15 protein-coding genes are annotated in these 13945 nt (G+C 68.8%); 7 read left to right on the top strand and 8 right to left on the bottom strand.

Annotated elements, in window-relative coordinates; translation table 11 throughout:
- Positions 1 to 216: 216 nt before the first annotated feature.
- On the bottom strand, positions 217 to 1032 hold the full coding sequence (locus TA3x_RS11210) for a restriction endonuclease (protein ID WP_435021204.1): 816 nt from the start codon (positions 1030 to 1032) through the stop codon (positions 217 to 219).
- A gap of 204 nt (positions 1033 to 1236) precedes the next feature.
- Between TA3x_RS11210 and ispD the strand changes: the two genes are divergently transcribed.
- Positions 1237 to 1983 (top strand): 2-C-methyl-D-erythritol 4-phosphate cytidylyltransferase, encoded by a 747-nt coding sequence (ispD, locus tag TA3x_RS11215; protein WP_435021205.1) that lies wholly within the window; start codon positions 1237 to 1239, stop codon positions 1981 to 1983.
- Positions 1984 to 2008: 25 nt separating this feature from the next.
- On the opposite strand, the gene TA3x_RS11220 is transcribed toward ispD, so the two are convergent.
- The 3 genes from TA3x_RS11220 to TA3x_RS11230 all read right to left on the bottom strand — a co-directional run bounded on the left by TA3x_RS11220 (position 2009) and on the right by TA3x_RS11230 (position 4450).
- Positions 2009 to 2839 carry an NYN domain-containing protein gene (locus TA3x_RS11220; protein ID WP_435021206.1) on the bottom strand — a complete coding sequence of 277 codons (831 nt, stop codon included), beginning with the start codon at positions 2837 to 2839 and terminating at the stop codon, positions 2009 to 2011.
- Positions 2840 to 3140: 301 nt separating this feature from the next.
- On the bottom strand, positions 3141 to 3437 hold the full coding sequence (locus tag TA3x_RS11225) for an RNA recognition motif domain-containing protein (RefSeq protein WP_435021207.1): 297 nt from the start codon (positions 3435 to 3437) through the stop codon (positions 3141 to 3143).
- A 443-nt stretch (positions 3438 to 3880) separates the two neighbouring features.
- The gene (locus TA3x_RS11230; RefSeq protein WP_435021208.1) at positions 3881 to 4450 is read right to left on the bottom strand and encodes a hypothetical protein; all 570 of its coding nucleotides are present in this window, start codon (positions 4448 to 4450) and stop codon (positions 3881 to 3883) included.
- A 242-nt stretch (positions 4451 to 4692) separates the two neighbouring features.
- On the opposite strand from TA3x_RS11230, the gene mug reads away from it, so the two are divergent.
- From mug to TA3x_RS11250, 4 genes are all read left to right on the top strand, one after another.
- Positions 4693 to 5238 carry a G/U mismatch-specific DNA glycosylase gene (mug, locus tag TA3x_RS11235; protein WP_435021210.1) on the top strand — a complete coding sequence of 182 codons (546 nt, stop codon included), beginning with the start codon at positions 4693 to 4695 and terminating at the stop codon, positions 5236 to 5238.
- Between the two features lie 156 nt (positions 5239 to 5394).
- Entirely contained in the window at positions 5395 to 5871 is a 477-nt protein-coding gene (locus TA3x_RS11240; RefSeq protein ID WP_435021212.1) for a carboxypeptidase-like regulatory domain-containing protein, read from the top strand.
- Positions 5872 to 5919: 48 nt separating this feature from the next.
- Positions 5920 to 6879 (top strand): DUF1559 domain-containing protein, encoded by a 960-nt coding sequence (locus TA3x_RS11245; protein WP_435021213.1) that lies wholly within the window; start codon positions 5920 to 5922, stop codon positions 6877 to 6879.
- A gap of 80 nt (positions 6880 to 6959) precedes the next feature.
- Positions 6960 to 7784: an endonuclease/exonuclease/phosphatase family protein gene (locus TA3x_RS11250; RefSeq protein ID WP_435021215.1), complete on the top strand. Its 825-nt coding sequence runs from the start codon at positions 6960 to 6962 to the stop codon at positions 7782 to 7784.
- A 239-nt stretch (positions 7785 to 8023) separates the two neighbouring features.
- Here TA3x_RS11250 and TA3x_RS11255 read toward each other — a convergent pair whose 3' ends face one another.
- The 4 genes from TA3x_RS11255 to TA3x_RS11270 form a co-directional block, all read right to left on the bottom strand.
- Positions 8024 to 10048, bottom strand: coding sequence for a M13 family metallopeptidase (locus TA3x_RS11255; RefSeq protein WP_435021216.1), 2025 nt, complete (start codon positions 10046 to 10048; stop codon positions 8024 to 8026).
- Between the two features lie 115 nt (positions 10049 to 10163).
- Entirely contained in the window at positions 10164 to 10580 is a 417-nt protein-coding gene (locus TA3x_RS11260; protein WP_435021218.1) for a hypothetical protein, read from the bottom strand.
- Between the two features lie 31 nt (positions 10581 to 10611).
- Positions 10612 to 11217, bottom strand: a complete 606-nt coding sequence (locus TA3x_RS11265) for a hypothetical protein (protein WP_435021219.1) — start codon at positions 11215 to 11217, stop codon at positions 10612 to 10614.
- Positions 11218 to 11250: 33 nt separating this feature from the next.
- Entirely contained in the window at positions 11251 to 12300 is a 1050-nt protein-coding gene (locus tag TA3x_RS11270; RefSeq protein ID WP_435021220.1) for an extracellular solute-binding protein, read from the bottom strand.
- 241 nt (positions 12301 to 12541) lie between these two features.
- Here TA3x_RS11270 and TA3x_RS11275 point away from each other — a divergent pair, with 241 nt between their 5' ends.
- Both TA3x_RS11275 and TA3x_RS11280 read left to right on the top strand, forming a co-directional pair.
- Positions 12542 to 13126 (top strand): DUF6580 family putative transport protein, encoded by a 585-nt coding sequence (locus TA3x_RS11275; protein ID WP_435021221.1) that lies wholly within the window; start codon positions 12542 to 12544, stop codon positions 13124 to 13126.
- Between the two features lie 203 nt (positions 13127 to 13329).
- On the top strand, positions 13330 to 13881 hold the full coding sequence (locus TA3x_RS11280; RefSeq protein WP_435021222.1) for a hypothetical protein: 552 nt from the start codon (positions 13330 to 13332) through the stop codon (positions 13879 to 13881).
- The last annotated feature ends 64 nt before the right edge of the window (positions 13882 to 13945 follow it).

The raw sequence follows: 13945 nt of genomic DNA on the forward strand, positions 1-13945 counted from the left end.
GGTGCCCTGGGAGGTTCGCGACGGCTCATGAAATTGCAACTGCCGCGCCGGTCGCCGATCGAACCGGGAGAACCGTGTCAATTCCGCATCTCCTGCGACTGAACCTCATGGTGAATGCGGTGATCGGGCGACCCGACCGCCCCCCCGATCCGCGGTGCCACGCGGCCGATCGTGCCGGGATCAGGCCGGCGCCGCCGGGAAATGGGGCGGGGCGGATCAGAACCAGGCGGGCTCCGGCTCGCGCTTCGCGCCGGGGCCCATGGCCTCCTGCACCAGCTCGACCAGCCTCGGCCCGTCGATCAGCTCGATCGGATGCTCGGAGGCGAACCGGTCGGCGGCCAGGGTGAAAGTCCGGGTGGTGACGAAGAAGCCCTTGTGGCTCCGCGTGTGATGGATCGTGCCCAGGAACTTCTGGAGTTCCGGGGAGCCGACCACCCCCTTGCTGAAGTACTTGCACTGGACGATCCCGATCACCCCGGAGCGGCAGACCCGGAGGTCCACGCCCTGATCCCCGGTGCCGCCCACGTGCTCGACCTCGAAGCCGAGCGACTCGAACACCTCGCCGACGAATTCCTCGAACTGTTCCGGGGTCAGCGACGCCAGCTGCGACAGCTTCAGCTCGGCGCGTCGGCCCTGCTGGCGGAGCCGGTCGGCCCTCTCCCGGCCGTCGCGGACGAGGTCGCGGATGTCGCGGCACTCGGACTCGACGCGGCAACGCTCGTCGTCGTCGAGCCGGTCCACGTACCGGTCGATCTTGAACAGGGCGTTCTCGATCGTGTTGTCCAGCCGGAGCCGCTCGGCCTTGGTCAGGTGATTCTGATAACGGCGGAACACCGCGTACCGCAGGTGCTCGACGGCGCCCGCCAGCTCGCCGTCGGTCCGGATCGTCGCCGCATCTTCCCGATACGGGACGCTGGCCCACAGCAGGCCCTGCCGGGCCGCCGGATCGGCCTGGGCCGCCTCGCCCGCGCCGGACTGGGCCTTGATCCATTCCAACAAGATCGCCGCGCACCGGGGTTCCGCGCAATCCATCGTCGCCTCGCTCCTCGCGTTCCGGGGATTCCGCATCCGGGAGCCGATCCTGCCGCCCCCTCGTCCTGAGGCCCATTGTAGGAGGCGTCAAGCCGGGAGCAAGCGGCCACGCCCCGGCGTTGACATCGGTGGGGCCGGGGACCACAATCGGGCCCGATCGCCCGGACCTTCTCCGGCGTCGAGGCCCCGAGGAAGGATGCGCCGATGGCCCGGTTCGCCGTGATCCTGCCGGCCGCCGGCCGCTCCACGCGGTTCGGCTCGCCGGACCGGAAGAAGACCTATGCCGAACTGGACGGCCGGGCCGTGTGGCTCCGCGCCGCCGATGCCTTCCTGGGCCGCGACGACGTCGCGCAGGTGATCGTGGCGATCGCCCCCGAGGATCGCGAGCTGTTCGAGCGACGCTACCGGCCCAACGTCGCCTTCATGAACATCACGGTCGTCGAGGGGGGGGCGGAGCGGTCGGACTCGATCGCCAACGCCCTGGCCCGCGTCGACCCGTCGTGCGACTTTGTGGCCGTCCACGACGCGGCCCGCCCCTGCGTGACCCCCGCCGTGGTCGACGCCGTGTTCGCCGCCGCCGTCGAGTTCGGCGCGGCCCTGCCGGCGGTCGCCGTGGCCGACACCCTGAAGCGGGTCGACGCCGACCGATGGACCGTCGAGACCGTCCCCCGCGCCGGGCTGTTCGGGGCCCAGACGCCGCAGGCGTTCCGCCGCGACTGGATCGAGCACGCCTATGCGGAGCGGCACAAGCTCGGCGCCGCGATCACCGACGATGCCCAGCTGGTCGAGGCGTCCGGGCACCACTGCCGGATCGTGGACGGGTCGTCGGAGAACCTCAAGATCACCACGGCCGAGGACTTGCGGCTCGCCTCGGCGATCCTGGCCGCCCGCCCCGCGCCGAAGCGTGACGGCCCGCTCCACCCGTTCGCCGACGATCCCGACCGGTCCTGAGCCCGGCCGGGATGGCGGGGACGGCTCAGCGCTTGTGGCGACCCGCCGGCCGCTCGCCTTCCTTGTCCTTCTTCGGCGCCTCACGCTCGCCGAACCGGGTGACGACGTAGGTGCCGCTCTTGGGGTTGCGCTCGATGTCGACGATCGCCTGGTCGTCGGCCTCTTCCAGGAGGTGGGTGAAGGACCGATAGCCGTAGTAGCTCTCGTCGAACGAGGGCTTCTTGCGCTTCATCGTGTCCTTGATCATCGACGCGTAGAGGACCTCGTGGTTCTCGCGGCGGAGGGCGTTGCAGGCCTCGATCAGCAGCGTGTAGACCTCGCGCTTGCGGTCGGGCATGTCCGCGTAGAGCGTGGTGGTGATCTGCTGCTCGTCCTGCTCCTGGCGTTCGAGGTCCTCGTAATAGATGAACTCGTCGCAGTTGTCGCGGAGCAATTCCGAGGTCGAGCCCTTCATCCCCAGGCCGATGACGTGCTTGCCGTTCTCCTTGAGCTTGGAGACCAGCGGCGAGAAGTCGGAGTCGCCCGAGACGATCACGAAGGTATCGACGTGGGGCTTGCTCCAGGCCAGGTCCATCGCGTCGACGACCAGGCGGATGTCGGCGGAGTTCTTGCCGGTCTGGCTGCGGCGGGGGATCTCGATCAGCTCGATGGCCGCCTCGTGGAACGGGGCCGTGTAGGCCTGGTAGCGGCTCCAGTCGGCGTAGGCCTTCTTGACGATCAGCTTGCCCTTCTCGACCAGGCGTTCGAGCACCTTCTGGATGTCGAACTTGGTCTTGCGCTGGTTCTGGAAGCCCATGGCGAGGTTTTCGAGGTCGACGAAGACCGCCAGGCTGCGTTCGCGTTCAATCTTGGTCATATCGGGCTCGGGGGCGCGCTGGTTCGGGCGTCCCGGTCGGCCCGGGACGAGGCGACGTCGCTCTCTTGAGATCGAAAAAAGGCACTACGCGCCGGCAGTCCACCATCATAAATCGGGAGGGGGCGCAGGGGGAAGCATCCCGATCGAGGATGGGGTGATTTTCGGGATCGATCGCGGGGGGCCAAAAGCCGATCCCCGCCGGCGCCGGATCGGCGGGCGGGGATCGCGGGCCCGGTCGAGGATCGGGCGGGATGTCGTGGGTTCGCCCGGATCGGGGCCGGATGGGGAGGCGGGCCGTCGCTCAGCCGCCGTGGCCGCCGAACCAACCGCCGCCGGCATACAGGTCGCGGACGGTCCGGCGGGGGCGCGACTCGTTGACCGTGAGGGGGCGATTCTTATGTTCCTTGCCGTTCAGGGCGAGGATCGCCGCGTCGGCCTCGGTCTGGCGGGGCATGTCGACCATGCCGAACCCGCGCGAGTGGCCGGTGCGCGCCTTGACCTGGACCTCGGCCATGGCCACCGCGCCGAATGGCTCGAACAGGGCCCGCAGTTCCTCGGACGTCACCCCATAATCCAGATTCCCGACATAAATCATCATAGCGGACTTCAACTCCTCAACGGGACGATGGGCCGGCCTCGCGCCTCGTCTTAAACGCGAGCCAAGCCTTAGCTTCGGCGGGATCGGCGATGACGACCTGAATTGAGGCAAGCCGGCTGGGCCGCTCGTCGCGACGCATCCAGTCGCCGGTTGCACGCGGGAAGGCGAACCCGGCCCGCGGTAATCGACAAGACGAGACTTGGCCTCGATCGTCCGGCGCGATCACGCCGAAGCGGCGCCACCCCAGGCGCCTTCGATTCCTGTCGCCTGCCACTCTATCATCACGGGCCCCGGGTCGCCAGGGAGACCCGCCCCCGATCGTCCGGGGAAACGCCCATCCCGGCGGTGCCGGGCGGGGAAATCCCGATCCGTCGGGATCAAACGGAGCTGACCCCGGCCGCGATGGCGGCCGGGGATCGGATGCTCGATTCCGCGATCGGCGTTCAGGACTGGGGAGCGGCCTTGGTCGGGACGACCGGGGCCGGCAGGACCTTGGACGGGGCCTGGGCGGCCGGAACCACCTTCGAGGGGGCCTGCGGGGCGGCGACCGGGGCCGGCAGGACCTTCGAGGGGGCCTGGGCGGCCGGGATCACCTTCGAGGGGGCCTGGGGAGCGGCGACCGGGGCCGGGGCCGGCAGGACCTTGGACGGGGCCTGGGGAGCGGCGACCGGGGTCGGCAGGACCTTCGAGGGGGCCTGCGGGGCGGCGACCGGGGCCTGGGCGGCCGGGATCACCTTCGAGGGGGCCTGCGGGGCGGCGACCGGGGCCGGCAGGACCTTCGAGGGGGCCTGCGGGGCGGCGACCGGGGCCTGGGCGGCCGGGATCACCTTCGAGGGGGCCTGCGGGGCGGCGACCGGGGCCGGCAGGACCTTCGAGGGGGCCTGGGCGGCCGGCACCACCTTGGACGGGGCCTGGGCGGCGGGCAGCTGCTTCGACTGGGCCTGCGCCGAGGAGGCCAGGGTCAGGCCGACCAGAGAAGCGGCGATCCAGGCGGACGAGTTGCGATCGAACACGGTGGGAATCTCCAGGTATCGTCCCGTTTGTCCCGCCAACCTGACGGGGTCCAACGCGAAGGCGGTTCAGACGATCCAATATACGGCACGATTGGCTGCGTAGTCTAGGAGTCTTAGGAATTCTTGGAGAAATTTTTGAGAGGTACCGCTTTGGGTCGAGAATGACGGCGAATCGGGCTTGGCTCCTCGTTCTGATACAGTTGGAGGAAATGAAGATCAAGACTGTTGCAGGAGCGATGGCCGTGAACCCGCCGTGGAAGCCGACCCCGGAGCAGATCGCCCGGGCCCACAACCGGACGATCCCCGATATCGTGGCCCCCGGGCTGAGGGTCCTGTTCTGCGGGATCAACCCCAGCCTCTACTCCGGGGCGGTCGGCCACCACTTCGCCCGGCCCGGGAATCGGTTCTGGCCGACCCTGCACGCGGCGGGCCTGACGCCCCGTCGATTCGATCCGTTCGAGGATCGGGAACTGCTCGCCCTCGGGTTCGGCATCACCAACCTGGTGGCCCGCTCGACCGGCGCGGCCGACGAGCTGACCCCGGCCGAACTGGTCCTGGGCGGGGAAGAACTGGGGCGCCTGGTCGCGCTCCATCGGCCGAAATGGGTGGCCTTCGTGGGGATCACGGCCTACCGGACCGCGTTCCGGCGGCCCCGGGCCCGATTCGGCCCGCAGGAGGAGTCCATCGGGCCGTCCCGGCTCTGGGTCCTCCCCAACCCCAGCGGGCGGAACCAAAGCTTCTCGATCGGGCCCTTTCGCGACCTGGCCCGGTTCCTCGCCGAGAAATGATGCTTTTGGGCAATCCGCCCGGGATCCGACGGCCGGGATGTCGGCTGGATGATATGCGACCGGCTTGGATTTTGCTAAGTCTTGTAGACTTTCATCCCATGCATCCGACGCTCGCCGGCCCGACTCCGGCGAGGGCTCCGGCCGAGGAGTGAAGTAATGATGGTCCGTGCCTTGGCTTTCTCCCCGCTCTCCCTGGGTCTATTGCTGGGACTCGCCCTCCCCGGCTGTGGGGGCGACGGCATCCCTCGGGAATCCGTCGCCGGGACGGTCACGCTCGATGGGAAGCCCCTGGAGTCGGGGACGATCCGATTCTTGCCGTCCGACCCGGCCGCGACCCAGACCACCGCCGACGCCCCGATCTCCGGGGGCAAGTACGCCATCCCCGCCTCCCAGGGGTTGGCCCCCGGCTCCTATCTCGTCTCCATCTCATCGCCGGTGCCCGGGGAAGACCCGACGGCCAAGAAGCGGCCCGCCGCCAAGCCCGAGGAGAGCGGGACCGGGGCCATCGACGCGCCCGTGGAGCCCCCCATGCACGATCAGATCCCCCGCAAGTACAACATCAACAGCACCCTCAAGGCCGACGTGGTCAAGGGCCAGCCGAACGCCTTCCCGTTCGAGCTGACCTCGAAATAACTCCCGGTCGACTTCATCCATTCCAGCGATCCATTACGGAGTTCGTCCATGAGATCCCCGATCCGACGCGGTTTCACCCTGATCGAGCTGCTGGTCGTCATCGCGATCATCGCGGTCCTGATCGCCCTGCTGCTCCCCGCCGTCCAGGCGGCCCGCGAGGCCGCCCGCCGCAGCCAGTGCATCAACAACCTGAAGCAGATCGGCCTGGCGATGCTCAACTACGAGAACAGCGTGGGGACGTTGCCCCCGGGCGTCGTCGGTTGCTGCAACGGGACCTGGCAGTCGTTCATCCTGCCCTACCTGGAACAGGGCGGACTGTACAACGCCTATAACTACTCCAACCCCCGATACAGCGACGTGGCGAACACCACGGTCACCTGGAGTTTCATCGGTGCGCTGCTGTGTCCCAGCGACTCGCCGAGCCGGCCGACCAGCACGGCCCTCGGGGCGGCCAACAATGGGAAAATCACTGCCCATAACTACGTGGCGAACTTCGGCCAGAACGACATCGATCAGCTTCCCGTCCTCAACGGAGTCGCCTTCGCCGGTTCCCCGTTCAGCTTCATCGCCCGCTACTCGAACGCCAACCACGTCGACTCGGTGAACAAGGGTCGGGTCACCCGATTGGCGGACATCACCGATGGGCTGAGCAACACGATGATGAACTCGGAAGTCGTGGTCGGGAAGGGGGCGGACCTGCGCGGGGTGACCTGGTGGACGGACGCCGCCACGTTCACGACCCACCTGGCCCCGAATTCACCGCTGCCCGACCAGATGTATTCGGCCTCCGCCTGCGCCTACCCGGCGAATGCGAACACGCCCTGCCTGGCGAACACGGTGGCGAATGCCCCGACGATGACCGGGGCCCGGAGCCGTCATCCGGGAGGCGTGAACTCCGTGTTCTGCGACGGCAGCGTGAAGTTCATGAAGAACACGATCAACCTGAACACCTGGCGGGCCCTCAGCTCGACCCAGGGGGGCGAGATCATCAGCGCCGACGCGTACTGATCCGGGTCGCACCATCCTCCTCGTCCTCAAGCCGCCCCCGACTCCGGGGGTGGTTTTCGTTAGCCGGGAGTCTTTCGGACATGAAAAGTGAGCGAGCCGCGATCCTGGCCGTGGGGCTGATGCTCCTGGCCGCACCGGCCCCGGCGGCCGAGCCGATCCGCCTTGCGACGTTCAACATCCACCACGCCGAGGGCAAGGATGGGGTCCTGGACCTCGATCGGGTGGCCGGGGTCGTCCGGGGGGCCGACATCGTGGCCTTCCAGGAGGTCGACGTCCGCTTCGGCGAGCGGAGCAAGTTCGAGGACCAGGCCGAACGCCTGGGCAAGGCGCTCGGCGGCAACGTCACCTTCGGCGGCAACCTGATCGTGGGGGACGGCCGATACGGCGTGGCCCTGGTCAGCCGGTTCCCGATCGTCTCGTCCCGGAACCACCCGCTGCCCCGGTCGGCCGGGCGCGAGCAGGCCGAGCCCCGAGGGCTCCTGGAATCGTTGCTGGACGTGAACGGGGTCAAGCTCCGGGTCTTCGTCACCCACCTGGCGCACGACTCGAAGGAGGATCGGCAGCTCCAGATCGACGCCGTCCGGTCCATCGTCGCGGCCGAGCCCGGCCCGGCGATCCTGATGGGCGACCTGAACCTCCGCCCGGAGTCGCCGGACTACGCCCGCCTGATCGCCCCGGCCCCGGGAAAAACGAACCCAGTGTTCGTCGACGCCTGGGCCCGCGCCGGGGAAGGGCCGGGGGCGACCCTCGGGCTCGGCGGCAAGAACCCCGGCCGGATCGACTATATCCTGGCCACGCCCGACATCGGCGAAGGCTTCGCCAAGGCTCGGGTCGACACCACGGCCAGGGCGTCGGACCACCAGCCTGTCTTCGTCGAGCTGACGCTACCCGCGACCCCGAAATAACATCGGTCGAACAAGTCCCGCCGTGCCGCGGTCTTGCCGGCCCGAGGAGGGCCGTCCCAAACGAACCCAAGCTCGCCCGGGCCTCCTCGCCCGGCCCCCGAACGAACCCACCGAGGTCGGTCCGACCCGGGGCCGCCAGGCGTGCCCAAACGAACCCAGGGCGACCCGGATGCCTGCCCCGGGAAACCGAAACGAACCCACCCCGCCCGGTGCGTCGCCGCCCGGGCGGGGCGGATGGCTCACCAGATCCGGACGCGCTGGTCGGGGGGCAGGTAGAGCTTGTCCCCTTCCTTGACGCCGAACGCCTCGTAGAACTCGGGCATGTTGCGGACCACGCCGTTGCAGCGGAACTCGGTCGGCGAGTGCGGGTCGACGGCCAGTCGGCGGATCGCCTCGGCCTCGCGGGTCTTGCTCCGCCAGACCTGGGCCCAGCCGATGAACAGCCGCTGCTCGCCGGTCAGGCCGTCGAGTTCCGGGGCCTTCTTGTCGCCCAGCGAGATCCGATAGGCCTTGTGGGCGATGGTCAGCCCGCCGAGGTCGCCGATGTTCTCGCCGATCGTCAGGGCGCCGTTGACGTGCTGGCCGGGCAGTTGGGCGGGAGAGTATCCGTTGTACTGCTCGATCAGGAGCTTGGCCCTCTTCTCGAACTCGGCGCGGTCGGCGTCGGTCCACCAGTCGTTGAGGTTGCCCTTGCCGTCGTACTTGGAGCCCTGGTCGTCGAAGCCGTGGCCGATCTCGTGGCCGATCACGGCGCCGATGCCGCCGTAGTTCACCGCGTCGTCGGCCTCCATGTCGAAGAACGGGGGCCGGAGGATCGCCGCCGGGAAGACGATCTCGTTCATCCCCGGGTTGTAGTAGGCGTTGACCGTCTGCGGGGTCATGAACCACTCGTTGCGGTCGACCGGCTTGGCCAGCTTGCCGAGGTCGCGGGCCAGCTCGAAGGCGGCCGAGCGGTGCATGTTGCCCACGAGGTCGTCGCGGCGGATCTCCAGCTTCGAGTAATCCCGCCACTCGTCGGGGTAGCCGATCTTGGGCGTGAACTGGTCGAGCTTCTCCAGGGCCTTCTTCTTGGTCTCCGGGCCCATCCACTCCAGCGACTTGATGTCCTGGCGATACGCCTCGGTCAGGTTGGCGACGAGCTGCTTCATCCGCTCCTTGGCGGCGGGCGGGAAGTGCTTGGCGACGTAGAGCTTGCCGATCGCCTCGCCCAGCATCCCCTCGACGGTCGCCACCCCGCGCTTCCAGCGGGGGCGGTTCTCCTTGGAGCCGGTGAGGATCTGGCCATAGAACTCGAAGTTCTCATCGACGAACGCCTTGCTCAGCATCGGGGCGTGGGCGTGGACCACGTTCCAGCCCAGCCACTCCTTCCAGGTGTCCAGCGAGACGTCGTCGAGGGCCTTGGCCAGCGCGGTGAAGAAGTCGGGCTGGGCGACCACGACCTCCTTGATGTCCTTGGCGCCGATCCCGTCGAAGAAGGCGGCCCAGTCGAAGCCCGGGGCCATCTCGTCCAGGGCCTTGCGGTCCTTCTTGTTGTAGGTCAGCGTGTCGTCGCGGCTCTTGACCCGGTCCCACGAGTTCTTGGCCAGCAGCGTCTCCAGGGCCATGACCCGCTCGGCGGCCGGCTCGGGGTCCTTGGCCGCCGAGGAGAGGGCGAACATCCCGGCGATGTGGTCGACGTAGGCCTCGCGGATCTTGGCGAACTTGGGGTCGCGATAGTACGACTCGTCGGGCAGGCCGAGGCCCCCCTGGGAGAGATAAAGGATGTAGCGGTCCGACTGCTTGGCATCGGTGTTCACCCCGAGCCCGAACGGGCCGGAGACCCCGTCCTTCTGGAGCGCCGCGAGGGCGGCGATCAGCTCGGCCTTGCTGCTGATCGCCTTGACCCGGGCGAGCTGGTCGGCGATCGGCCGGAGGTCGAGGGCCTCGATCGCCTCCTCGTCGATGAAGCTGGCGAACAGATCGCCCACCTTCTTCGCCTCGGCCGAGCCGGACGCCCCGCCCTTGGCGGCCTCCTCGATCAGGACGCGGAGGTCGGCCTCGGCCTGGTCGCGGAGCTTGTAGAAGGCGCCATCCTGGGGGCGGTCGGCCGGGATCTCGGCGGTGTCCAGCCACTTGCCGTTGACGTGGCGGTAGAGGTCGTCCTGCGGCCGGGCGGCCGGGTCGACGAAGCTCTTGTCGATGCCCGACTTGATCTCGGCGGCCGGGGCCAGGGGCGGGATCGCTGCGAGGAGGAGGGCCCATGCGGCCCACGACGAACGGTGCATCCGGTGCGTCTCCAGGGGGATGGTGCGACGGCCCCGGCCGGCGTTCGATCCGGGGCCATGCGACCATTCCATACGATCGGTGGGCCCCATGCCAGGCCAAACGACCGCGACCGGCTCAGGCCGGGCGCCCGGCGACCGTCCGGGCGGGCCAGTGGGCGACGGCGAACAGGAGCGAGACGTAGCTCAGCAGGGCCGCGGCCGGGTGGAGGGCCGAGAACGACCGGCCGGTGTCGGGGTCGGTGAACAGGCCGGTGAGGCCGACCGACGAGCCGAAGGCCATCACCGCCAGGCTCGCCCCGGCCAGGCCCGCGGCGATGCTCGGCGTTGCATCCCAGAGGCGGCCGATGCCCCGCACCCGGAGCACCAGCCCGACCAGCAGGACGATGCCGAGGCCGAGGCTGGCGATGATCGCCGCCACGATCGGCTGGAAGAGGAGCGACGTCAGGCCGTCGTAGGACCAGAGGGCCATCGCGACCATGTCCACCATCCAGCCCACGCACCAGGCGGCCATCGCCCGGGAGATCCGCCCCATGTCGTCGCTCCTCGTCGGGGTCCGGGCCGCGTCAGTCCGCCAGGGTCAGGTCGTCGAACTGGGTCCGGGCATCGGCCTTGGTCCAGAGGCCGATCCGTCCGGCGTCGGGGAAGGTCGCGTCCTCGGCCTCCAGGAACTTCTTCCCGTCCAGCGAGCAGGTCATCTTCGGGCCGACCATCGTCACCCGGAGGGTATGCCAGCCGAGGTCGCCGGGCACGTCGGCCGACCCGAACATCGTCCGCACGCCGTCCTGGACCTTGTAGATGCGGAGATTGTCTTCGAGCGGGTTGTAGCGGGCGGTGTAGTAGTTCCGGGCATCCCTGGCCCGCCAGACCAGCCCGCCCCCCTGGTCGATCTCGCCGTCGATCGCCCGGAGCCGGACGGAGAGGTCCAGGTCCTTGCGGGGCGGGGCATCGACGAGGGCGACGTTGAAGGCGGGCTTCTCGTTCTTCGCGTCCTGGAGGAGGGCGCGATTGCCGCCGTCCTGGGCCACCACCCAGCGGCCGACCTCATTGGTGAAGTTTTTCGGCAGGGCGCCGGGGGCGTCGGCCTCGAAATCCCAGGTCTGGCCCGGCCCGGCCGCCAGGGCGAGACCGGAGAGCAGGGGGGCCATCAGCAAGGCGGATCGAAGGTTCATCGGCGAAAGTTCCTCCCCGTGATCGGGACGTGTTCAGCCCCCGGTGAATTCCGCTTCCAGGAACCGGGTCACCTCGTCCCAGAGCCTGGCGGCGGCTTCGAAGTCGACCGCCATCGGCTTGACCGTCTGCGGCGTCTCGACGCGGGCGGTGGCCGGGGTGCTCAGCAGCAGGGGGATCTGGGCGCTCGGCCCCCTGGCCAGGGCCGATTCGACCTCCGGGCCCAGCAGGTGGTCGGCCAGGGCCTTCGCGGCCTCGGGGTGGGGCGACCCCTTGATCAGGGCGATCACGTTGGGGATGAACAGGGTGCCGAGTTGGTCCGGCCCGCGATCCGGGTAGATGATCGCCACCGGGCTGCCGGCCTCGATCTCCACCATCGCGTCGTCGGTGTCCGTCAGCCCGAACGCGGCCTGCCCCGAGCCGACCGCCGTGGCCACCTGCTTGTTGCCGCTCACGATCTGGACCTCGTTGGCCTTCAGGTCGCGGAAGAACGTCTTGGCCGGCTCGTCGCCCCAGGCGGCGAACAGGCAGGCGGCGTGGGTCGCGGTCGTCCCGGCCAGGGGCTTGGCCATCGCGACCTTCCCCTTCCACTTCGGGTCGAGCAGGTCCTTGATGCCGCCCGGCCTCTGGTCCTGCGGGACGAGCCGGGTGTTCACCAGCAGGATCCGGGCCCGTGCCGCGAAGCCGTACCAGGTGTCGTCCTTGGCCCGGAAGGCGTCGGGGATCTCCCCCAGGTGCTTGGGCCGGAACGGGGCGAGCAGGCCCTTATCTTTGAGCCGCAGGGTGTTGAGGATCTCGTTGTTCCAGAACAGGTCGCAGCGGGGGTGCTCGGCCTCGGCAATCAGGAGGTTGGTCAGGCCGACGGTCTTGGTGCTCTCGACGTCGAACTTGGGCCGGACGTCGACGTTCGCGGCCTTGCCGTAGTCGACCAGGATCGGCTCGGAGAACTCGCGATCCAGGGCCGAATAGACGACCACGGACCCGCCCGGATCGAGCTTGTTGGGTTCCGGCCCGATCTTCTCGGCGCATCCGGGGGCGGCCAGCGTCCAGAGCCCGAGCAGGGCCCACGGGGGGAGCGATCGCATGGGGGAGAGTCCTCGCGGGGGGGCCTTCAGCGCCCGCATTATCCCGGACCGATCCGTCGATCACAAGCCGGGCCCGGCCCCCACCCGGCCCAAGAATCCGAGCCCGATCGCAAAAGGCGTAGACCTGGGGGCGTCGGCGGGCGACAATACACGGTATCACGCCCGCCCGGCATCGTCGCCGGGGATCGGGCCGGTCGCCCGGGATCATGCCTTGCGAGCTGAAGAAGGAAGAGGGAGAGCGATGAATCGCCCGCGTTTCTGGTTCCTGGCGGCGCTGACGTTGACGGCCGCGCTCAGCCGGCTGTTGCCCCACCCGCACAACTTCAGCCCGGTGGCGGCGGTCGCCCTGCTGGGCGGGGCCGCGTTCCCGAAGCGTTGGGCCGCGATCCTGGTCCCGCTCGCCTCCCTGTTCCTCAGCGACGTCCTGCTCCAGGTGACCTACGCCCTGTCCGGCGGCCAGCAGCCGTTCTGGGGATTCTATCCCGGCCAGGTGGTCGTCTATGCCTGCCTGGTCGCGACGGTCGGCATCGGCTTCCTGATCCGCGACCGCCGCACCGTCCCCACCGTGGCCCTGGCCACGCTGGCCTCGTCGGTCCTGTTCTTCCTGGTGACCAACGCGGCCTACGTCTTCGAACCGACCTCGCCCTACCCCAAGAATCTGAACGGGGTGATGCTCAGCTACGGGGCGGCCTTGCCATTCTTCCAGAACGCCCTGCTGGGAGACGCCTTCTTCGCGACCGTCCTGTTCGGCCTGCTCGCCCTGGCCGAGTCCCTGAATCCGGCCCTCCGCGATTCCGCCAAGCCGGCCCTGCCGGAACTGGCCTGATCGATCACGGGTCGGGCTCGTTCCCATCGCGAGCCCGACCCGCCTCGCCCATCAAAAGCCCACCTTTCGAATCCCCCGGGCCCGCATCACCCATCCGCCCGGCCGATCACCGACACCCGGCGAGCCTCGGGGGCAGTGGATTGGAACCTCCCGCTTCCACACGCGAGAGTCCCCCGGGTGCTCGGTTCAAAGTCATCGACCTGATGATCTTGATCGCGGCCATGGCGGTCGGCTCGATCCATTTCGCCCATGCCTTCAAGAACGACGACCATCTCTGGGAGCCGGGGTATCCCACCGATTGGCGGCTTCAGTTCCTCTGGCACTGGATCAGCACGGTCATACCCGCGGCCTTCCTGGTCCACGCGGCAACGCTGGTCCTCGGGTTGAAGGACCGGAGGAGTTGGACGGCCCTGCGTGAACCGGGATTGGGGGCCGGATTCGTCGCGGTGGTCTTCGTCTCCGCCAAGGCGATCCGATGTGCGGCACGAGGAGCCATCCTCGTCTGGGATTACCCGGATGGGTTCTGGACGAAATGGATGGATATGGTCTTCAACAGGGATTGGCCGGTCATTTACGGCGACCTCTTCGACAAGGATAACGAGATCGGCATCGCCGTGGCAGCATTGTGGGCGTTCCTGTTCCTCACGGGTCAATGGCGGCCCCGACCCGCCTGGGATGATCGGCTAGGCCGCGCCTTGGGGATCTTCTGGATCGCCATCATCCCCTTTTCCTGGGCGTCCGGCATCTACGAGTAGGCCGAGGTCGGGCAGGTGCCAGGCTCATCGCCGCTGTCCAAGAGGCGTGGTCGATCGGGCCGGC

Origin of the sequence: Tundrisphaera macrotermitis, assembly GCF_051175315.1 — a bacterium.
Classification (GTDB): Bacteria; Planctomycetota; Planctomycetia; order Isosphaerales; family Isosphaeraceae; genus Tundrisphaera.

Coding starts and splice junctions, on each gene's coding strand:
- TA3x_RS11210 (WP_435021204.1), bottom strand. CDS start 1,032: ATGGATTGCGCGGAACCCCGGTGCGCGGCGATCTTGTTGGAATGGATC.
- ispD (WP_435021205.1), top strand. CDS start 1,237: ATGGCCCGGTTCGCCGTGATCCTGCCGGCCGCCGGCCGCTCCACGCGG.
- TA3x_RS11220 (WP_435021206.1), bottom strand. CDS start 2,839: ATGACCAAGATTGAACGCGAACGCAGCCTGGCGGTCTTCGTCGACCTC.
- TA3x_RS11225 (WP_435021207.1), bottom strand. CDS start 3,437: ATGATGATTTATGTCGGGAATCTGGATTATGGGGTGACGTCCGAGGAA.
- TA3x_RS11240 (WP_435021212.1), top strand. CDS start 5,395: ATGATGGTCCGTGCCTTGGCTTTCTCCCCGCTCTCCCTGGGTCTATTG.
- TA3x_RS11245 (WP_435021213.1), top strand. CDS start 5,920: ATGAGATCCCCGATCCGACGCGGTTTCACCCTGATCGAGCTGCTGGTC.
- TA3x_RS11250 (WP_435021215.1), top strand. CDS start 6,960: ATGAAAAGTGAGCGAGCCGCGATCCTGGCCGTGGGGCTGATGCTCCTG.
- TA3x_RS11255 (WP_435021216.1), bottom strand. CDS start 10,048: ATGCACCGTTCGTCGTGGGCCGCATGGGCCCTCCTCCTCGCAGCGATC.
- TA3x_RS11260 (WP_435021218.1), bottom strand. CDS start 10,580: ATGGGGCGGATCTCCCGGGCGATGGCCGCCTGGTGCGTGGGCTGGATG.
- TA3x_RS11265 (WP_435021219.1), bottom strand. CDS start 11,217: ATGAACCTTCGATCCGCCTTGCTGATGGCCCCCCTGCTCTCCGGTCTC.
- TA3x_RS11270 (WP_435021220.1), bottom strand. CDS start 12,300: ATGCGATCGCTCCCCCCGTGGGCCCTGCTCGGGCTCTGGACGCTGGCC.
- TA3x_RS11275 (WP_435021221.1), top strand. CDS start 12,542: ATGAATCGCCCGCGTTTCTGGTTCCTGGCGGCGCTGACGTTGACGGCC.
- TA3x_RS11280 (WP_435021222.1), top strand. CDS start 13,330: ATGATCTTGATCGCGGCCATGGCGGTCGGCTCGATCCATTTCGCCCAT.